The following is a 20795-nucleotide window of genomic DNA, read 5'->3' on the forward strand; positions in this document are numbered from 1 at the left end:
TTTGAACCTAGGACACAAAAAAGCAAGCACACTTTTTAATTACGGAATTATTTTGAACAGAATATGTCAATTGTCAGTAGTACTGTAAGAAATTAGGGAGAGATGTAATGCCGGATATTTATTGCTCAACGTGCAGAAAACCAACGCAGCACAAAGTTATTATGAAGCGTAGTGAACCTGAGCAACTGGAAACACTAACTGGCAAGGTAGTGAGTTTTACCCAACTAATGGCGAAATTTGTAACGGGTGAACATTACTATGAAATGGAACCACATTACTTTTGTCGTTGTTGTAATCATCGCGCCATCGGTGAAGTTATTCCACATCCAGCGCGACAAACATCAGCAGTACTGTAGTTTAAATTAAGCTAATTGCTCTTCTTCAATTGAAAAAGGGGAGCCATTGAGCATAACTGGCCATCCATAAGAGGCGTACTCTGATGCCAGTGATTTTGCGACCTCATGAGATACAGTCGTATAGGTCCATTCTCCAACACCAAATGGTTTGTACGCCAGTTGAAACGTTATCATTGCTTTCTCCTAATAATTATTTTTCCGTATTATTGCCTTACTGTTTGTCTCAGTACTTTCCTATAAAGCTCAGTTTTTTCTCTGCAAAGGTCATCGCTTCATTTTTTTATGGTCTAAAAAAGCGAGTTATAAATTACTTGTTTTCAGTGTTTGATTTATAAAAGCATGTTTCTTGGTTAGTCGTTTTACTTGGCATCGCTGTTTTGTTTGGCGAATTGGCTAAATTCATGCGCAATTCACAGCTTGTCTAATTGTGGATTTGCAAACGACTCATTAAAGATTAATGTAATGATTTTTTCGTTGTTTCAGGGATGTAGTGAATGAGTGAACAATTGGATCGGATCGATTTACAAATATTGCGGATTTTGCATTCTAAAGGAAGACTCCCAATTGTCGAATTGGCGAAGCAAGTTAATTTGACCACATCCCCTTGCTCTGAACGTGTAAAGAGGTTGGAGCGTGAGGGGTACATCAATGGTTATCATGCTGAGATAAATGCAGAAAAACTGGGTTTAGACGTTCAAGTGTTTATCCATATTCGCCTTGATCAAACCAGTTTCTCTATTTTCGAAAAATTTGCTCAAGCGGTCGAACTATTGCCAGAAGTTGAGGAATGTTACTCGCTATCCGGTGATTTCGACACCATGATTAAAGTTCGTGTTAAGAGCATGAAAGCGTATCAAGAATTTATGTCGAGTAAGATGGGGACACTACCAGGAGTGATTCAAACTCGTAGTGAAGTCGTTATTGAAGAGCACAAAACGGGATACGGGGTGAACCCAGAATTAATAAGTTAGGGTGGTGACGTTCTAGGACCTGAGTCCCGTCATGACAATGACTTAGAATTTGGATTGGCCCACAAAAAAAAGGAGCCATATAGGCTCCTCTAAATTGACTTTGCAAATGACTTGAGCGCTTACTATGCGCTGACGAAAGTCGTCAATATACCGATTAAACCGCCAAACACACCGCCCCAAACGACGAGCCAGCCTAGGTGTTCTTTAATCATTTTCTGCACGATTTCTTTTACAAGCGCAGGCGTTAGCTCGCTAAGACGCTGATCAATGATGCTCTCAATATTTTGTTTAATTTCATCCATCATTGCCGGAGATTCTAGTTGTTCTTTGAGCGCCTCTTTTATGCTGTCACTCTTGCTCAGTTCAACAATAGATTCTTGCATTTTTTCAACAAAAGGTTGTCGCATTGGTTGTAGTGCTTCAGCACCGCCAAACATTGCGAGCATTGCACCAAACTGCGACGCTTCGATCACTTCGACCAAAGAATCAAATGCTGGATTTAAATCAACGTTCTCAATGACAGGTTGGAGGTTGATGTTCACCCCGCCTGCCATTTCTTTATTTAGGAAACGGTCGATGTTTGCCTCGGTGAAGAATTGCTCCATCATCAAGTTTTTGATCGCAAGTTTAAATTCTTCAAAACGTGCAGGAATAACGCCAGAGCCATATAAGCCTGGTACTTTCTCAAACAACATGTGGATAGCTAGCCAGTTAGTGATTGCACCTGAAAAGGCGAACAGACCCGCGTACCACATATAATCATTGTGGATATAATATCCCGCTGCCATTAATACGATGGCAAGAATATTCGTCAGCAAACTTTTGTTCATAGTGACCGATTTTGTAATGTGAAAGAATTGAAATAAGTGGGCATGATTTTATACCTAACCGACATCTTGATGCTAGGAGGAGAAAAGTTAGGGGTAATTAAGGGAAATGCTGAAAGTCTATAAAAATGAAAACCCGACATAGACTGCCGGGTCACTGCTTTTTCTTAGAAATTCTAAGGTACTGTAATTTTTATGGTTAGATTTTGCTTTTCTAGACGTGACAGCTAGAAGCGAAAGATCTTACAGCAAAGTTGGCATTTCCAACGTTCTGAGTAGCCGAATAGTTTGTCAGCCCAGCTCGGTTTAACTTGTACGATCTGCATTGAACCACATTTACACATAAGCTAATTACCTTATTATTAGTTTAATTACTCAGCCATTTATTGAGTATAGCTGTTTCTCAAAAAGTGAAGTAACAAATGAATTCAGCTAGAGTTTTTGGCGTTGTGTCCACTGCTTTTAGATACGCAACGGGGTGCTATATTACCAAAATAAGTGTGACTTTCATCACTTTATTTGTTTCATTGTTGAGATTTTTTGTGAGAGTGGTTCAAATAAGACGGCCCGTGAGACGTGGAATAGCGGAAGTGGTTATAGCCAAATGATATAAAAAAACGGCGCATCACGCGCCGTTATTGTTTGAGTTGGAGTGCTGCTTACGTGCTTTTGTCATCGATCTCTTCAGCAATGAAACCACCGGTTTGGTGTGCCCATAGTTGAGCGTAAATGCCATTACTTGCGATGAGTTCTTTGTGTGTACCTTGCTCAACGATACTGCCTTTATCGAGAACAATTAGGCGATCCATCTGAGCAATCGTCGATAAGCGGTGTGCGATGGCAATGACTGTTTTGCCTTGCATTAGCTCATTTAGACTCTCTTGAATTGCCGCTTCGACTTCCGAGTCTAAAGCTGATGTTGCTTCGTCAAGTACCAAAAGAGGGGCATCTTTTAACAATACTCTTGAAATTGCGATGCGTTGACGTTGACCACCGGAGAGCTTCACGCCACGTTCGCCAACTTGTGCATCATAACCGATGTTTCCAAATGGGTCGGTAAGGTTTTCAATAAACTCATGCGCGTGTGCCTGCTGAGTCGCTTTGATCAGCTCATCCTCCGAGGCATCTGGATTTCCGTACAAGATATTGTCACGAATCGAACGGTGGAGTAATGACGTATCTTGAGTGACCATGCCTATTTGGGCGCGCAGAGAGTCTTGGGTAACACGAGAGATCTCCTGACCATCAATTTTGATGCAACCCTCTTCGACATCATGAAATCTAAGTAACAAGTTGACCAGCGTTGATTTACCCGCGCCAGAGCGTCCGACCAACCCCACTTTTTCCCCTGGTTTTATGTTTAGGTTTAGATTGTTGAGTACGCCTTTTTTCTCACCATAGTGGAAGCTGACATTGTCGAAGTGGATACCACCATCTGTCACGACAAGCTCTTTTGCATTTGGCTCATCTTTAATATCGATCGGTTTAGAAAGGGTTTTCATTCCATCGACTACCGTGCCCATGTTTTCGAACAATGCGCCGACTTCCCACATTATCCACATCGACATACCATTCACGCGCAAAGCCAAACTGATCGCGATAGCAATCGCACCGACACTGATAGCGCTGTCTAGCCATAGGAAAATAGACAGTGCCGCGACGGAGAACACCAAAAGGTAGTTTGAAATCTCAACAGCGATGTCAAAGCCAGTCACTAGGCGCATTTGGCGATACACAGTATCAAGAAACCCTTTCATGCCTTGTTCTGCGTATTCCGTTTCCCGTTTACTGTGAGAGAAGAGTTTCACGGTTTGGATATTGGTATAACTGTCTACGATACGACCTGTCATGGTTGAGCGGGCATCGGCTTGTTCGGAGGCGACATCTTTGAGTTTCGGGACAAAGTGAATTTGGATGGCGATGTAAGCCAATAGCCAGACAATCATTGGGATCATCAAACGCCAATCGGCAGCGGCTAACATGACGATCATACTGGTAAAGTAAACCGACACGTAAACAAACACATCCATGGTTTTCATGACGGTTTCACGAACAGCCAATGAGGTTTGCATAACCTTGGTCGCGACACGGCCTGCGAAATCGTCTTGGTAGAAATTGAGGCTTTGATTGAGCAAGTAGCGATGGGCTAACCAACGGATTGACATTGGGTAGTTACCAAGCAAGGTTTGATGAATCAATAGAGAATAAACCACGACAAGAATTGGCATGACAACAAGCAGCAATGATCCATAGAAAATCAATTCGGTTTTGTTGTCTTGCAAAAACGTTTCAGGGTTGCTGGTGGAAAGCCAGTCAACGAGTTGGCCCATCGCACCAAATAGAGAAACCTCTACAATGGCAACAATAGTCGACATGATTGACATGATGATCAACGGCTTTTCGAAGCCTTTTGTATAGTGGCGAAGGAAAGCAAAAATCCCAGTAGGGGGTTGATCGGGTTGTGATTTGGGGAACGGTTCAGTAAAACCTTCAAATCGTTTAAACATAACTCATCCTAAAATTAAAACACGTCCATTTCTGTATAGGAATTCGTCAATTCTGACATCCGATTTGCCGGTTTATATACAGATCATGGAAAAAAGAAATAAAGTGGTCTGCTAGCCAGAAAAGCAGACGAGTTCATGCGTGAGGCGAAAAAATAGTCTAACGGATTGCATTTTAAATGTAACCACTAAGTAATTCATATCTTTAATGGTTTATCAAATATGACTCAAATGATTGAGTGGTTGTATGGGGTGTTAAAGCCTCAGGCATGCCTTATTTACTGAGGCCTCTCTTAGTTGCAATAAAAAGTCGCGACATCCGGATGCTAATCAGGAATTATTGCTTCTTGGTGCGCAATTTACTCATAAAAACAGCAAAACTTTTCTTAACATTAATTTTACAATCGTTTCATTCTAGTGAGAAGGAATGTATCGGATGCTATTAAACGAATCAGTGCCTCAGAATGCACAAGGAAAAGAAGAAAGTACGCAAAGTACTCTACGCCATACCGCTAACTGTGTGGTAATGGTTCCGCCAAAAGAATTCCGATTTAATGAGGAAACCGCGCAAGACAATGAGTTTCAACACCATGTGTCGTTAAGTCAGGATGAAATCACTCACCGCACCATGGCTGAGTTTGCCGCAATGGTTCAGTCTTTACGTAAAGAGGGTTTGCAAGTTGTCGAATTTGACTATCCATATACTGAGGTCGCGACACCTGATGCCGTATTTCCCAACAATTGGTTTAGCACCACCCCTGACGGTACGCTGTATACTTTTCCGATGGCGTGTGAAAACCGCCAACATGAAGTACGTCCGAAAGCATTAGCGGCAAGTTTGATGCAGTCTGGTCGTGAAGTGTACCAGCAAGATTCATTGACCGAGTATCTTGACGAGCAAGCGTATCTAGAAAGCACCGGCGTGATGGTGTTTGATCATTTAAACCAAACCGTTTATGCCGCGTTGTCTCAGCGATGTGATCGTTTAGTGCTAGAAGATTACGCAAAACGTATAGGGTATGAGCGTGTGATTTCTTTTCAAACCCGTTTGCCGTCGGGGGCACCGGTGTATCATACCAACGTCATGATGGCAGTCGGCGAGCAGTTCTGTGTGATATGCGATGAGGTGATCCCAGAGTTTGAGCGTCGTTTTGTTTTGAAGTCGTTAGCTAAAGACAAGCAAGTCATCTCGATTTCCATTGATCAGATGAACCAGTTTTGCGGCAACATTTTACAACTGGAAACGGTCAGAGGCGACAAGGTGATTGCCATGTCTCAATCGGCTTACGATGCATTCTCTCCAGCACAAAGAAATCAGCTAGCGACACACGGTAAATTACTGCCATTTGATGTTTCGACCATCGAATCTATTGGTGGTGGTTCGGTACGCTGTATGTTAGGTGAAGTGTTCCTACCTAGTCGTAAATCGTTGCTGTAAACGAAGCATTAGCCCTATTACTTTGGTTACGCCGAGTTTGGTTCAATACAAAGACGCGAGATATATAAACACAAGATCAGCGATGAGGCTGATCTTGTCGGTTTAACATGCTTCTGAGTGATGCGCTTGCTGAAAGCAAGGTTCTTGCTTTGAATGTTTGGGTACAAAACAGAGTTTGTCCGCGGACATCTTCAAACCATTTTGCATCTTGATATGAGTGACGGCACAAATCACGCAACCATGAGGGAGGTTGAACAGTGAACGGGTTTGAGTGAAAAGTACGCCGTCATCATAAGCAGGTGTAACGTTGATAGCTTTACCTTGCCATGCCTGACGAACGCTTTTCACATCAATGTTAGGCACAATCAATGAGAGCATTTCTGGCTCAACATCCTTGACGACTTTGAGGCAAATGCGGCAGCCATCGTAGTATTGTTCAACCCAAACTTTATGGGGAATGCTTTGGTCAACCCAGTCTAACTGCAGTATGTGTTCCATGGTTTATTCCTCAGGTAGATCCAACAAAGGCAGCGCCGAAACACTGCCTTGTTAGGTGGGTAAAAGGTTATTCGTAACTTAGCCCGTGACCGAGTTCGTACAAGGTGTCTGCTTCGTCATAACCTGGGTAGTCAGAGTGCTGGTTCAAAATCGCTTGCGCGCTGTTTGCCAGTGCAAATGGAAGCTTGCCTTGAGGAGCGAAATTACCTGAAAGGACTTCCATTAAGTTGCGGTCTGATACACCGAAGGTGGCTAAGATTGCGCCCGATTTTTTCATGTTACTTGCATCATCCAGTACAAACGGTTGACGGAAGTTAATTGAAAGCACGGTATTCTCTGCGCCAATTTCATTCATGACGGCTTGTATATCGGTCAGACTTGGCTCAATTTTCCAAGATGCTGCAGTTGCCATTTGGCTGAATGCCAACAGGTCGAGTTCATCTGGGTTTGCACCGCCAAAGATAAGCTCAGGATCCGCACCTTCATTGGAAACACGCACGCGAATAACGGCGTAATCGGTTCCTGCAGGTACTGTTGGGCGAACTTCTCCCTCTTCGTAATCACCAGACGTCACGTCAAAGCCATAACGTTCATCACCTGCGATGGTTTCATCCATACCCATCACGTAGAGTGAAACTGCTTTGTCCGTACTTGGTTTAGCAAGCGGCAGTGTCTTGTCTGTATTTTGCAACAGAACCACGGATTTCTTCTGAGCGTAATCTGCGCGCTCTTGATGTTCGGCATTGCCTAAGATTTCTTGTGCTTTGTTTACGTCCACGTAAGTGTTTTCAAACAAGCCAAGTTGGAATTGCTCTTTGACTAGGCGGGTTACTGAGAGGTCGACACGTTCTTCGTCAATCAGCCCTTTGTTGACCAAATTCACGATGACGTCTTTGTCATTAAAGCCTGATAACACATCAACACCAGCCTCAATCACCATCGCAACTTGCTCATCAATGGTTTTGTCTTCTACACCCCATGCTCTGTCGCCGATGATACCTGTATCGGAGTTGACATTACCGGTGTAGCCTAGCTCACCGCGCAGTAGGTCGGTGACAATGCCTTTAGAGAAGGACATGCCCACATCGTTTGGCATCCACTTCTGATCTACAGGGATACCGTAGTAAGGCATGATGGAAGAAGCCCCAGCATCGATTGCTGCGATAAACGGAATCAAATGGTAGTCAAAGTTGTCTTTTGGATAAACTTGGTTTTGGCCAAAGTCGTAGTGCGGATCGCCACCATTTTCTTGAGGGCCACCACCAGGGAAGTGTTTGATTGTAAGGGCAATACTATCTTGATCAATTGCGCCACCACCTTGTAGGCCGTTGCTCAAAGAACGCATGATATCTGCAGCAAGATCCGCATCTTCTGTAAAGGTTTCATGCACGCGATACCAGCGAGGCTCTGTCGCGAGATCCATCATGTAACCGTACATACTGCGCAAGCCAATCGATGACCATTCTTCATTCATGATGCCAGCGAACTCTTCGAGCAGTGCCATATCTCGAGTGGCGGCAAGTCCAGCTTCTTTTGGCCATGCAGAGAATGAACCGGAAGAGACGTTAATGCCTGCTTTCGCTGATGGATCGATGTGGTTACGCGCGTTTGATTTGAATAACGCAGGAATGCCCATGCGGGTTTTCTCTCGTAACTCTTGAACGCTGTTCATGAAGGTGGCAGCTTCTTTCGGCGAGATTTGGCAACCAGAGCGTCCGCTGTCGCAGTTCGGGGCGTTTTCTGGCGTTTCAACCACACTATTACGGAAAATAAAACGGGTCATCTGAGCGTCGGCGATCATGTCTTGACCTTTGCTTGTCACGACACCACCTTCACCAGAATTGAGAGTGTCAATCAGCATCATGCCGGCTTTTTCTTCCAGCGTCATTCGGCTAACAAGATCGGCGGCACGCTCTTCTGGTGTTAGGCGCCAATCTTCGAATGGTTCTAACGTTCCGTTGCCATTGGAGTCTCTGAATTGATAACCATCAACACTCAGTACGTCATGTACTCGAGAGAAGACTTCTGGTTGAACATAGCTGTTGTCATCGTTGGATGAGTTACACCCTGCGAGAACAAGCGCCACTGCGATAGGAGTGAGTTGGGTAAGACGTTTCATGTCGCTGTCCTAATGTTGGTATAGTTGTTTTTTCTAGACCAATATTAATAATTACCCGCATTTTGGTTAACCAAATTTAATTAAACTACAGATTTGGATCACCATATTTTTTATTTAGGTGATTTAACTCAATCTATTATTAAAAACAGGTTGACCACATTAAATGTTATCGTAATTTTGAATTGAGATTCTTTTGATTAATTTTATTTAAATCATGTGGTTACGTAAGTGTTAGGTTGCTTCCAAATTCTATGTAATATCATGTCTGCTATTATTTACTTCGGAACGATTACTTGATTATAAAAAGGGACAAATACATCAGTTATCATTCACAGTTTTCATCTGATTATTAATTTTATTTGATTGATACAAGCGATATATAGTCAGTAAATTGGTGATGATAAATGTACTCTCGACTAATGAACCACCGATAGAGCCAAGCCAAATATTGTGGCTGACCCAGCAGAACGAATTAAACAAAATTAAGCTGCGTAGAGTGATGCCTTGTTTGGAAAAGAGCGCCCAAGTGGCGACGGACGATCCGATTACCGTGAGTAGCTCAAAAAAGTGGGTGATGTTTGGCAGGGTCATCAGCCACATAAGAGCAATGAAGAACCACATCACTTTACGTGATTGAGTTTTGATTGAGGCGAAACTGCGAATGCCATTAATGATCACGCCAATGGCAGCGACGGTTGCGCCCATCAGGGAAAAGTGAATACCCATGATGAAACAAAACGCCATCATCTGATAGCGAAAGCGCATGTCGTCTTTTTGCCAGAATGCCATCACGCCAACCATAAACGCGATGCCACCAATGCCTTGTGCTAACCAGTTTTCCATTTATTTTCCTAGAGTGTTGCAAAGCCAGCTCGTTAAGTGAGTAAGCTAATGAGCATCCTTCAAAGTTGCCGCCCTTATAGAGTTTGATTCACTTTGTGAGTAGATCCTGAATCACGCTCGTGCCTCGCTTTTCAGGATGACGGATAAGGGAGGATATGTCATACCGTCATTCCGACGAGCCTAGGCGAGATCAGGAATCTACTTACAGGGATAACCCAATCAATTGAGCTATGCTTTGAACGAATCAGCCCTCCACAAGGGGAGGGCTGAGCACTTTATCTCAATTGCTAAGGGGTTACCCAAGAGCTTTGAGGCTACTTACGAATCATTACTCATTCACAAGCGCTACTGCTTCGCGAGTTAGGCGTGCAAGCTCTTCCCAGTTACCTTCTTCAATCAGTTTCTTGTCTACCATCCATGTACCACCACATGCCAATACGCGCGGGATAGCTAAGTAATCTTTGATGTTCGCAGGGTTAATGCCACCAGTAGGCATCAGTTCGATGTCGGTGTATGGCGCGAGCAGTGATTTCACCATGTTGATGCCGCCAGAAGCTTCTGCAGGGAAGAACTTCAAGGTGGTTAATCCCATTTCCAGTGCGGCTTCAACTGTGCTTGGGTTATTCACACCCGGTACGATATCAATCCCGATTTCTTGGCACGCTTTAACAGTATTTGGGTTAAAGCCAGGCGATACGATGAACGTTGCGCCTGCTTCTTTCGCAGCAATTGCTTGCTCGCGGTTCAGCACCGTACCTGCGCCTATCAGCATGTCTGGCTGGGTTTCACGCAGTAGGCGAATCGCTTCTGCAGCCGCTGCTGAACGGAAAGTGATTTCAGCCGCTGGTAGTCCGTTTTCTGCCAGTACTTTACCCAGTGGGATAATGTCTTCTGCTTTATCAATGGCGATTACAGGGATGACTTTCAGAGCTTTCAATTGTTCTTTAATGCTAGACATGAGTGTTCCTTAAACGACGCCAAGCGCCGGTTGTGTGAATGCTTTGGGAATGATGGCACCGCGATGTTGAATCACAGCACCTGCCAGTGCGTTGCCTCTTTGGCATGAGGTCGCTAGATCGGCGCCAGCAAGGTATGCCGATAAAAAGCCACCATTGAATGAGTCGCCCGCCGATGTGGTGTCCACCACTTGAGCGACAGGTTGGGTTGGCACGGCTTGTGGAGCCAGAGCCGCGCTCGAACCCTGATTTGTTGAGTCTTGAACCAAACAGCCATCCGCGCCGAGCTTGACGTTGCATTTGCCCACGCCAAGAGAAGTTAGGCGTTCAATGGTTTGCTCTGGTGTTTCGTCACCCCAGATCAATTGCTCGTCATCGAAAGTTACCAATGCAATGTCAGTCAGTTGGTACATAGCTTGGTAAACGTTTTTGACGGTTTGATTATCGTCGTTAGGCCACAATGCTGGGCGGAAGTTGCTATCAAAAGCAATCTCAACACCTTGAGCTTTAAGCTCGACCAATAAGTTGAGCAGCAAAATTCGGTCTTCTTCCGGTAAGATAGCTAAAGAAATACCGCTGAGAAATACCGCATCAACCTGAGTTAACGCTTGTTTAACCATTCCAAAATTTGGATGTTGAAGCAAGTAACGCGCAGCTGATTGGTTGCGCCAATATAAGAACGTACGCTCACCTTGGTCATCAAGCTGAATCAAATACAAACCCGGTGTACGAGTTTCATCGCGCAGCACTAAGTCTGTCGAAATGCCTTCTTCTTGCCAGCGAGTGAGCATGCCTGTACTGATCGGGTCATTGCCAAGTGCGGTAACATAAGAAACTTTAACGTCATCGGATTTGGTATTGGCTTCGCAGCCGCGGCTCAAATAAACCGCAGCGTTGAGCGTATCCCCACCAAACGTTTGATGCATTGAGCCGAATGGTTTGCCATTCAGCTCAATCATGCATTCACCAATAATGGCGATGTGCTTCATTGGTTACGCCCTCTCTTCAAAGTAGCGTTTTGCGTTACCAAAACAGATGTCTTCGACCATAGGACCAAGCAACGATAGGTCATTTGGAACTTCGCCGTTCTCTGCCCAACGACCGACCATGTCACACAGGATGCGGCGGAAGTATTCGTGGCGGGTGTAAGACAAGAAGCTGCGCGAGTCCGTTAACATGCCGACGAATTGGCTGAGCAAACCAAGTTGAGAAAGCTGTTCCATTTGGCGTTGCATGCCATCTTTCTGATCGTTGAACCACCAACCTGACCCAAACTGCACTTTGCCCGCGATGCCACCACCTTGGAAGTTACCAATCATGGTCGCCATCATTTCATTATCACGAGGGTTCAAACAGTAAAGAATGGTGCGAGGCAGCTCGTTGGTTTGGTCCATCTCATCCAATAGATGTGCCAGTTCAAAGGCAAATGGTCGATCGCCAATCGAGTCAAAGCCAGCGTCGGCACCTAACAGTTGGAACATGCGTGTGCTGTTGTTGCGCTGCGCGCCAATATGAAGCTGCATGACCCAGCCCAATTGCGCGTAGCGTTTGCCGAGCCAAACTTGAACTGCGGTAGAGAACTGCGCACATTCAAGCTCAGACAACACTTCGCCATTCAAACGACGGGTCAGCAACGCATCTAAATCAGCTTCGCTTGGAATTGGCGCGTAACGGACGATCTCAATGCCGTGGTCTGCCGCACGACAACCATGTGCATTGAAGTGCGCCAAACGTTTATCAAGCGCACTCAATAAATCATCAAAGCGGCGGATTTCAATGTCTGCTACTTCGCCCAGTTTGTGCATGTAATCCGCAAACACGTCCAATTCAATCTTGAACGCCTTATCCGGACGCCAGCTTGGTAGCACTTTGACGTTAAAGGTATCGTCTTCTGCGATCGCTTTGTGGTGTTCTAGTGAATCGATAGGATCATCAGTTGTGCCCGCCATTACAACGTTCATTTGCTGCATGATGCCGCGAGCTGTAAATTCAGGTGTCGCCAGTAGCTCATTACATTGATGCCAAATTTGGTCTGCAGTATCTGGGCTAAACAGCGTATTGGTAATGCCGAATGGGCGACGCAGTTCTAGGTGTGTCCAGTGGTAAAGCGGATTGCCCAAGGTTTGAGGAACCGTCTTCGCCCACGCCATGTATTTGTCGTAATCGCTCGCACTACCCGTAATCAAACGCTCTTCAATGCCTGCCGAGCGCATGCCACGCCATTTGTAGTGATCGCCTTCAAGCCAGATTTGACCTAAGTTATCGAACTGACGATTTTGCGCCACTTCTGCTGGGTTTAAGTGGCAGTGGTAATCATAAATTGGCTGGTGGAACGCATGCTCATGGTACAAGCGACGTGCAGTTTCGTTTGAGAGTAAAAAGTCTTCACACAAGAAATTCTTCATCGTTAACTCCTATTACAGCGCAGCGACGGTGGCACGAGCACCGTTATCGATTAGCGATTGGTAAGCACTGCTCACCGCATCAATCACTTGTGGGTTTTGACCAAGCTCTGCAGGGAAGATGGCTTCAACCGCGAGCAACGCAGGAACAACAGAAACGTTCAAGCCGTGTTGGTTGCAGATCTGACGTAGTGTCTCTGCCATTGGATCGCGAACATCAATATCGTCGCCTTGCTCATCCACGCCGGATACATAGCGCATCCAACCTGCAATCGCTGTTGCCAACCATGAGAAGTTAGAGCCTTGAGCAAGGTGGAATCGTAAGCTGCCACCCATGCGTTGTGGGATCTTCTGGCTGCCATCCATCGCGATTTGCCATGTTTTGTGTTTCAAACTTGGGTTGGTGAAGCGCTCGATAAGCAGTTTAGCGTAGCTTTCTAAATCGGTGCCTTCTGGCATGGTCAGCGAAGGGGCTTGTGCTTGCATCATCATGTCAAATGCCGCTTTGCGGTAGCCTTCATCTGTCATGGTGTCAGAGATATGCGCGTAACCACCAAGGTAGCCTAGGTAGGCTAGGAACGAGTGGCTACCATTTAGCATGCGCAGCTTCATTTCTTCGTAAGGCACAACGTCGGCAACAAATTCTGCGCCAGCCACGTTCCAATCTGGACGACCAGCCACGAAGTTGTCCTCGATAACCCATTGGCGGAATGGTTCACAAGCGATGCCACATGGATCTTCACAGCCAAGCAGATCTGCGATTTCGGTCAGTGTCTCTTCTGTGGCTGCTGGCACAATGCGGTCAACCATAGTGCAAGGGAAGGTAACGTTGGTTTCAATCCAGTCACGTAATTCAGGGTCGAGCAGTTGAGCGAACTCAAGTACGGCTGCTTTTGCTACGTGACCGTTTTCTTGCACGTTATCACAAGACATCACGGTAAATGGTTTCAGACCGCGTTCACGACGCACCTTAAGCGCTTGCACAATGTAACCCAGTGCCGATTTTGGCTCAGTTGGGTTAGCAAGATCAGCAATCACAAGTGGGTTGTTTTTATCAAGCGTGCCCGTTGCAGGGTCAGCGCAGTAACCTTTCTCGGTAATCGTCATTGAAACGATCGCCACTTGTGGCTCTGCCATTTTTTCTAACACAGCTTGAATGCTGTCGAGGCTTGGGTGGAGTGACTCGGTGACTGAACCAATCACTTTTACCTCAGTCGATTTTGCGCCTTTCTCTGCCACTGTGTAGAGGTGGTCTTGTGCGCGCAGCGATTGAATTAAATCTTCACCACCAAATAGGTTGATTTCGCAAATGCCCCAATCAGAACCCGTTTTGCTCAGCATCTCATTGGTGAATAAGGCTTGGTGCGCACGGTGGAAAGCACCGAAACCGAGGTGAACAATACGGCTTGTAAGTGTTGAGCGGTCGTAGTCCGGAAGCAGAACGTTATGATTCAGAGTGGAATTAGAAATAGTCTTCATTGTTGTATCCCTTTTCCCGCAGGCGGTCCTGCGGGATGGTTTATCTTAATAATGAGTAGCTAAGAGCTTATTTAGTAAATAAGCACCTATTTAGTAACCAAGAACAAGCCTAGGTAGGAATAGGCTCAAGTCAGGAATAAAGGTTACGGCCATCAGAGCTGCAACCAGTGCTACGTAGAATGGAAGTAGAGGCTTAATTACTTTATCGATGGCAACGTTTGCCACAGAACAACCGATGAACAACGCGCTACCTACTGGTGGGGTACAGATACCGATAGCCAAGTTGAAAGTCATCATGATGCCGAAGTGTACAGGGTCGATACCCATATCTAGTGCGATTGGCAGGAAGATAGGCGTAAAGATAAGTACCGCTGGTGTCATATCCATGAAGATACCGACAATCAACAGAATGACGTTGATGATCAAGAGAATCATCATTGGGTTGTCAGAGATAGCAAGTAGGGCATCTGCAATCATGTAAGGGATGTCGGCGTTCGCCATCGCCCAAGACATGCCCATTGATGCGCCAACCAGTAGCAATACGATAGAAGTGGTGACCGCAGACTCTAGGATGATCTTTGGAATGTCACGCCATTTCACTTCGCGGTAAATCAGCACCGCAAGCACAAAGGTATAAACCACGGCGATAGCTGATGCTTCTGTTGCTGTAAAGATACCGCCAATGATGCCACCCATGATAATCACAATCAGTGCTAGAGAAGGGGCCGCTTTTAAGAAGGTATTCCAAACTATTGCCAGAGAAGGACGTGCTGCCACTGGGTAGCCACGGCGTTTTGCAATGATGCCCGCCACCACCATGATGCTGAGACCCATCAAAATGCCAGGAATGTAACCCGCTAGGAACAATGCAGCGATAGACGTACCGCCAGACACCAATGAGAACACGATCAAAGTGTTACTTGGTGGAATCAGCAAACCAGATGGGCAAGAAGTGATGTTCACTGCCGCAGAGAAGTTCTCATCGTAGCCGTCTTTCTTTTGCAGAGGAGACATGGTGCCGCCAACCGCAGCCGCAGACGCAACTGCTGAGCCAGAAATTGAACCAAACATCATGTTCGCCATCACGTTTACGTGCGCTAGCGAACCAGGCAGACGACCGCCTAACACTTTTGCGAAGTTGATAAGACGTAGTGCGATCCCGCCTTGGTTCATGATGTTACCCGCCAAGATAAAGAACGGGATTGCCAGCAGAGCAAAGTTATCAAGGCCTGCCGCCATACGCTGCGCCACAACGGCGATAGCTGGTTCTAACGGTAAGCTCATTAAAATAGTGGCTAGCGATGACAAACCGATAGCGAAAGAAACCGGTACGCCAATAGTCAATAAGACTGCAAAGCTACCGAATAGGGTGAGAATTAATTGCCATTCCATTGTGGAACCCTCTATTGATCAAGCTGGGTGTCGGTGAGTAGGGCTTCACCAGACGTCAATTGTTTGATGCGGTCAAAAGCAAATACCGCTGAGTAGAAAATCATCAGTGCACCGCTGATTGGAAGGCAGAAGTAGATGTAGCCCATTTCCAAGCCCAGTGCTGGCGTTAGCTGACCAGTTGCCAAAGTTTTCAGTGCCAGTTGCGTACCGCCGTGAACCAATACCACGTAAGAGAACAGTGCAATGGCGATTTGGATGACGATTTCATTGATGAGTTTGCGTTTGCCTTGCAGTTTCATCGTCAATAAGTCGATAGCAAGGTGACGTTTAAGGCCTGTGGTGTAAGCAGCACCAATAAGGGCTACCCACATAAAGAGATAACGGGCGAGCTCGTCGGTAACGGTGCTTGGTCTGCCAATGACATAGCGTGATAACACTTGCCAGACTACGCAAATGACGAGGAAGGTCGAGAGAGAGACCGTAAAGGCAGCCAGCCCCCTGTTTATATATGTGACCAATTTATTCATTTTCATTTCCTTTCAGTAAATATGCGCATCTCATAACAATTGGTTTACCAATGTAAGGAATTGTTTCTGTGTAGGGCAGTAACATACGCTGATCTTTCTGGCTGGATTATAAGTTAGGCGATTTGGTTGTCACGTGAGCGGGTTCACAAATGGATTGGTTGACCAATTTAACGGTTGCTATTGTGATTTTGGTCAATCAATTTACATTTTTGTTTTGACGATGGCTTTTTTGATCGCCAATAATGGCCTCGAAACAAGAAATACCGTTAAAAAATTAAAACTACCCTACATATTGGACAACCAATCCAAGGAGAATAGAACAATGATGACGCGTAAGACTCTTCTTTGCGCTGTAGTAGGTGCTGCAATGACCTTCGGCGCCACTGCTTCTGCTTATGCTGCGACCACTTTGAAACTGAGTCACAACCACCCACGTGACCATGCGGTACATAAAGCAATGGACTTTATGGCAAAAGAAGTGCGTGAAATGACAGACGGTGAAGTTCGTATTCGTATTTACCCTGATGCACAACTAGGTACACAGCGTGAATCGATGGAGCTAATGCAAAACGGCGCTCTGGATATGGTGAAGAGTAACGCGGCAGAATTGGAAGCTTTCTCCCCAGCTTACGCAGCATTTAACATGCCTTATTTGTTCCGCGATAAAGACCACTACTACAAAGTGACAGACGGTGAAGTAGGTCGTGAAATCCTTAACTCTTCGGCAGACAGCGGTTTTATTGGTGTGACTTACTACGATGCGGGTGCGCGTAGCTTCTACACCAACAAACCAATCAACACACCAGAAGATCTAAAAGGTCTGAAAGTGCGCGTACAGCCGAGTCCATCAGCGATTGCGATGGTGAAAGCGCTTGGCGGTAACCCAACGCCACTGGCATATGGTGAGTTATACACGGCATTGCAACAAGGTGTTGTGGACGCTGCGGAAAACAACATCCCATCGTTTAGCTTGAGCCGTCACAGTGAAGTATCGAAATACTTCAGTTTGGATGAGCACACCATGGTGCCAGACATCTTGGTTATCTCTACTAAGACGTATGACAAGCTAACGCCGGAGCAGCAACAAGCACTGATGAAAGCAGCGGCAGACTCTTCAGAATACATGAAGAAGCTATGGGCAGAGTCAGAAGCAAAAGAGCGCAAGAAAGCAGAGAAGATGGGCGTGACTTTTGTTGAGCCAAACAAAGCGGCATTTGCTGAAGCGGTTCAACCAATGTATGCGGACCTAGAAAAGACAAATCCTGAATTAAATGAACTGGTTGAGAAGATCAAAGCGGTTAAGTAATTCACAAATTAATTAGTAATAAACAATCGAAAACAAGGTGTTACCACATTCTGGTACATAGAGGTTGACCAATTTTTATTGGTCGTTATGATGGCGTGAGAAGTTAAATGGAATATAGTGATAATATCATCATGATGCCTTTTGAACCGAAAAGACCGTATCAAGAGATCGGTTTAGTCCTTAGACAAGAACTCATCAACGGCCACTACAAGGTCGGAGATAGGTTGCCGCCTGAGCGCGATATCGCAGAACGTCTTGACGTTAGCCGCACAGTAGTGCGTGAAGCGATCATCATGCTGGAGCTGGAAAATCTTGTCGAAGTGAAAAAAGGTTCTGGGGTGTATGTTATCAATATTCCATCTCAACCAAACTCCCGTGAGAACGTGATCAGCGATGATGCAGGTCCGTTTGAAATGCTCCAAGCTCGTCAGTTACTTGAAAGTAACATTGCGGAATTTGCAGCGATGCAAGTAACGCCTGGCGACATCGTAAAAATGCGTGCAGCCCTAGAGTTAGAACGAGATGAACTCGCCAGTGGCACCACGGATTGCAACGGTGATGAAAAGTTTCACATGTGCATTGCAGAGGCAACTCAAAACTCTGTGCTGGTGGACATGCTGAAGCAATCTTGGGAGCGACGCGAGAGCAGCCCAATGTGGAATAAACTTCATTCCCGCATTGCTGGTCAAGACTACCGTGAAGAGTGGTTAGACGATCACGCCAAAATCCTCGCCGCATTGCAGCGTAAAGATCCAATTGCTGCAAAAAATGCCATGTGGCAACACCTTGAAAACGTTAAACAGCGCCTGTTGGAGCTGTCTGACATCGATGACCCGAATTTTGATGGTTACTTATTCAGTTCCAACCCTGTTGTTCTGCAGGGTGCTGAAAACGGTTAACCACATTGCCGGCCTCGGTCGGCTCTAGTCAGCGCAGCTGCATTGTCGTGGCTGCATATTAAGAAGTCGTTGTGCACTTAGCTTGAATTATTCGAGCGGGCTGAGTGCGTCTTAAAAAAGGTGAGTGTCATGGAACAAACTTGGCGTTGGTACGGTCCGAATGACCCAGTGTCGCTAGACGATATTCGTCAAGCAGGCGCAACAGGCATCGTGAATGCCTTGCACCACATTCCAAATGGTGAAGTGTGGTCGAAAGAAGAGATTTTAAAACGTAAAGCCATCATCGAAGAGAAAGGCTTAACGTGGTCGGTGGTTGAAAGTGTTCCTGTTCACGAAGAAATCAAAACTCAGACGGGCAACTTCCAACAATGGATCGATAACTATAAACAAACGCTGCGTAATCTAGCAGAGTGCGGCGTAGATACGGTCTGCTACAACTTTATGCCAGTACTCGACTGGACACGTACTGACCTAGAATTTGAAATGCCAGATGGTTCTAAAGCATTGCGCTTTGACCAAATCGCATTTGCGGCATTTGAGCTGCACATTCTTAAACGTCCGGGCGCTGCAGCGGATTACACCGAAGCAGAACAAGCGCAGGCGCTGGAATACTTTAACAACATGACGGCGGAGCAAATCCAGCAACTGACAAGCAACATCATCGCTGGTCTGCCGGGTGCAGAAGAAGGCTACACGTTAGAAGAGTTCCAAGCACAATTGGATCGCTACGCAGGTATCAGTAAAGATAAGCTGCGTGAACATATGGCGCATTTCTTAGCAGAATTGATGCCAGTTTGTGAAGCGCATGGCTTGAAGTTGGCAGTACACCCAGACGATCCACCGCGCCCAATTCTTGGTTTGCCGCGCATTGTTTCAACCATCGAAGACATCGACTGGTTGACAGAAAAAGTGCCAAGCAAGATGAACGGTTTAACCATGTGTACCGGTTCTTACGGTGTGCGTGGTGACAACGACCTAGTGAAGATGATTAAAAAGCACGGTGACCGTGTTTACTTCACTCACTTGCGTTCGACCAAGCGTGAAGAAAGCAACCCGATGACATTCCACGAAGCGGCGCACCTTGATGGCGATGTGGATATGTACAATGTGGTGATGGCGATTCTGGATGAAGAACAACGCCGCGCAGAATTAGGCGATAATCGTTTAATTCCAATGCGCCCTGACCATGGTCACCAAATGTTGGATGACTTGAAGAAGAAGACCAACCCAGGCTACTCAGCCATTGGCCGCTTGAAAGGCCTTGCTGAAGTTCGTGGTCTAGAGATGGCACTAAAACGCGCTTTCTACACCAAGTAACGATTTACAATGTAAAACCACTTTTAAAAGCGCAGAGTTTTGGCTCTGCGCTTTTTTTGTTTCTACTCGCCGTTGGGAAGCTTTTCTTTGAGATAATCAATCAAGCAGCGAACCTTAAGAGGCGTATATCGGCTTTGTAAGTACACGGCATTGAAAGGTAAGTTTTGTCCTAAGTAGTCACTCATGACTTGCTTGAGTCGGCCCGCTTTAATGTGCGATTCCACCATCCAAATTGGTAGTATTACTATACCCATTCCCGTGAGTGCGACTTCTAACAGTACATCGCCGTTGTCACTTTGAAAGTTACCACTAACCGCTACGGAGTGTTCTTTATCTTCTTTTGTAAAACGCCAAATATTGACCTCTTGCATGCCAGAATAGATCAAACAGTTGTGTTGTGTCAGATCATCTGGCTTTTTCGGGGTTCCATTTCTATCTAAATAACTCGGAGCCGCTAAGGCTAACATCGGGTTATCAAATAAATGTCGTGCAATTAATGTCGAATCTTCTAGTTGTCTTGCTCGAATCGCCACATCAATGCCATCGCTGATCAAGTCGGTGTGTCGGTCACTGAGCCGTAAATCCACTTTGATATCAGGATAGCGCTGGAAAAACTCGGCCATAATGGGTGCAAGCAGAATGCGACCAAACGCAACGGGTGCAGAGATACGAACTGTTCCTTGGGGAGAAGCCACCTCCGATCTTGCCTCAGTTTCGGCTTCATCCAGTTCACCTAAAATATCTACACAAGTTTGATAATACTTCGCGCCCGCTGGCGTTAAAGCATGATCGCGACTGCTTCGAGCAAGAAGTTTGACGCCGATTTTTTTCTCTAACGCTGCGACTTTTTTGCTGATTGTCGTTTGTGAGGTATTCATCTCACGACCCGTGGCAGAAAAGCTGCCTGTCTGTACCACTCGAACAAATGCACGCATTGCGCTTAGTTGGTCCATTAGTGTTC

19 protein-coding genes are annotated in these 20795 nt (G+C 45.8%); 6 read left to right on the top strand and 13 right to left on the bottom strand.

What is annotated here, in order from left to right:
* Positions 1-107: 107 nt before the first annotated feature.
* Entirely contained in the window at positions 108-356 is a 249-nt protein-coding gene (locus KHN78_RS19665; RefSeq protein WP_211918320.1) for a hypothetical protein, read from the top strand.
* A 6-nt stretch (positions 357-362) separates the two neighbouring features.
* Here KHN78_RS19665 and KHN78_RS19670 read toward each other — a convergent pair whose 3' ends face one another.
* Positions 363-530 (bottom strand): hypothetical protein, encoded by a 168-nt coding sequence (locus tag KHN78_RS19670; protein ID WP_211918322.1) that lies wholly within the window; start codon positions 528-530, stop codon positions 363-365.
* Between the two features lie 320 nt (positions 531-850).
* On the opposite strand from KHN78_RS19670, the gene KHN78_RS19675 reads away from it, so the two are divergent.
* Complete coding sequence (locus tag KHN78_RS19675; RefSeq protein ID WP_211918324.1) at positions 851-1327, top strand: Lrp/AsnC family transcriptional regulator; 477 nt, start codon at positions 851-853, stop codon at positions 1325-1327.
* Positions 1328-1449: 122 nt separating this feature from the next.
* On the opposite strand, the gene KHN78_RS19680 is transcribed toward KHN78_RS19675, so the two are convergent.
* Together KHN78_RS19680 and KHN78_RS19685 are read right to left on the bottom strand one after the other, a co-directional pair.
* Entirely contained in the window at positions 1450-2157 is a 708-nt protein-coding gene (locus KHN78_RS19680; protein ID WP_211918327.1) for a DUF445 domain-containing protein, read from the bottom strand.
* Between the two features lie 656 nt (positions 2158-2813).
* A complete protein-coding gene (locus KHN78_RS19685; RefSeq protein WP_211918329.1) occupies positions 2814-4661 on the bottom strand; it encodes an ABC transporter ATP-binding protein in 1848 nt (615 codons plus the stop codon).
* A gap of 433 nt (positions 4662-5094) precedes the next feature.
* Between KHN78_RS19685 and KHN78_RS19690 the strand changes: the two genes are divergently transcribed.
* Positions 5095-6096, top strand: coding sequence for an arginine deiminase-related protein (locus KHN78_RS19690; protein ID WP_211918331.1), 1002 nt, complete (start codon positions 5095-5097; stop codon positions 6094-6096).
* A 102-nt stretch (positions 6097-6198) separates the two neighbouring features.
* Here KHN78_RS19690 and KHN78_RS19695 read toward each other — a convergent pair whose 3' ends face one another.
* The 9 genes from KHN78_RS19695 to KHN78_RS19735 form a co-directional block, all read right to left on the bottom strand.
* Entirely contained in the window at positions 6199-6594 is a 396-nt protein-coding gene (locus KHN78_RS19695; RefSeq protein ID WP_211918333.1) for a hypothetical protein, read from the bottom strand.
* Between the two features lie 67 nt (positions 6595-6661).
* Positions 6662-8713, bottom strand: a complete 2052-nt coding sequence (locus tag KHN78_RS19700) for a glycoside hydrolase family 3 protein (RefSeq protein WP_211918336.1) — start codon at positions 8711-8713, stop codon at positions 6662-6664.
* A 318-nt stretch (positions 8714-9031) separates the two neighbouring features.
* Entirely contained in the window at positions 9032-9556 is a 525-nt protein-coding gene (locus KHN78_RS19705; protein ID WP_211918338.1) for a YgjV family protein, read from the bottom strand.
* A 328-nt stretch (positions 9557-9884) separates the two neighbouring features.
* A complete protein-coding gene (locus tag KHN78_RS19710; protein WP_005477517.1) occupies positions 9885-10514 on the bottom strand; it encodes a bifunctional 4-hydroxy-2-oxoglutarate aldolase/2-dehydro-3-deoxy-phosphogluconate aldolase in 630 nt (209 codons plus the stop codon).
* A 9-nt stretch (positions 10515-10523) separates the two neighbouring features.
* On the bottom strand, positions 10524-11501 hold the full coding sequence (locus KHN78_RS19715; protein ID WP_211918340.1) for a sugar kinase: 978 nt from the start codon (positions 11499-11501) through the stop codon (positions 10524-10526).
* A 3-nt stretch (positions 11502-11504) separates the two neighbouring features.
* Positions 11505-12917 carry a glucuronate isomerase gene (gene uxaC / locus KHN78_RS19720; protein ID WP_211918342.1) on the bottom strand — a complete coding sequence of 471 codons (1413 nt, stop codon included), beginning with the start codon at positions 12915-12917 and terminating at the stop codon, positions 11505-11507.
* Positions 12918-12929: 12 nt separating this feature from the next.
* On the bottom strand, positions 12930-14393 hold the full coding sequence (locus KHN78_RS19725) for a mannitol dehydrogenase family protein (protein ID WP_211918344.1): 1464 nt from the start codon (positions 14391-14393) through the stop codon (positions 12930-12932).
* Positions 14394-14483: 90 nt separating this feature from the next.
* Entirely contained in the window at positions 14484-15785 is a 1302-nt protein-coding gene (locus KHN78_RS19730; protein ID WP_211918346.1) for a TRAP transporter large permease, read from the bottom strand.
* Positions 15786-15796: 11 nt separating this feature from the next.
* Positions 15797-16312, bottom strand: coding sequence for a TRAP transporter small permease (locus KHN78_RS19735; RefSeq protein WP_173399869.1), 516 nt, complete (start codon positions 16310-16312; stop codon positions 15797-15799).
* Positions 16313-16634: 322 nt separating this feature from the next.
* Here KHN78_RS19735 and KHN78_RS19740 point away from each other — a divergent pair, with 322 nt between their 5' ends.
* The 3 genes from KHN78_RS19740 to uxuA all read left to right on the top strand — a co-directional run bounded on the left by KHN78_RS19740 (position 16635) and on the right by uxuA (position 19834).
* Positions 16635-17618 carry a TRAP transporter substrate-binding protein gene (locus tag KHN78_RS19740; protein ID WP_211918348.1) on the top strand — a complete coding sequence of 328 codons (984 nt, stop codon included), beginning with the start codon at positions 16635-16637 and terminating at the stop codon, positions 17616-17618.
* A gap of 107 nt (positions 17619-17725) precedes the next feature.
* Positions 17726-18517 carry an FCD domain-containing protein gene (locus KHN78_RS19745; RefSeq protein WP_211918351.1) on the top strand — a complete coding sequence of 264 codons (792 nt, stop codon included), beginning with the start codon at positions 17726-17728 and terminating at the stop codon, positions 18515-18517.
* Between the two features lie 129 nt (positions 18518-18646).
* Positions 18647-19834 carry a mannonate dehydratase gene (gene uxuA / locus KHN78_RS19750; RefSeq protein WP_211918353.1) on the top strand — a complete coding sequence of 396 codons (1188 nt, stop codon included), beginning with the start codon at positions 18647-18649 and terminating at the stop codon, positions 19832-19834.
* A 62-nt stretch (positions 19835-19896) separates the two neighbouring features.
* On the opposite strand, the gene KHN78_RS19755 is transcribed toward uxuA, so the two are convergent.
* Positions 19897-20787 (bottom strand): LysR family transcriptional regulator, encoded by an 891-nt coding sequence (locus tag KHN78_RS19755; RefSeq protein ID WP_211918355.1) that lies wholly within the window; start codon positions 20785-20787, stop codon positions 19897-19899.
* Positions 20788-20795 lie beyond the last annotated feature (8 nt).

The sequence above is a fragment of the Vibrio sp. B1REV9 genome (assembly GCF_905175395.2).
Taxonomy (GTDB): Bacteria; Pseudomonadota; Gammaproteobacteria; order Enterobacterales; family Vibrionaceae; genus Vibrio; species Vibrio alfacsensis.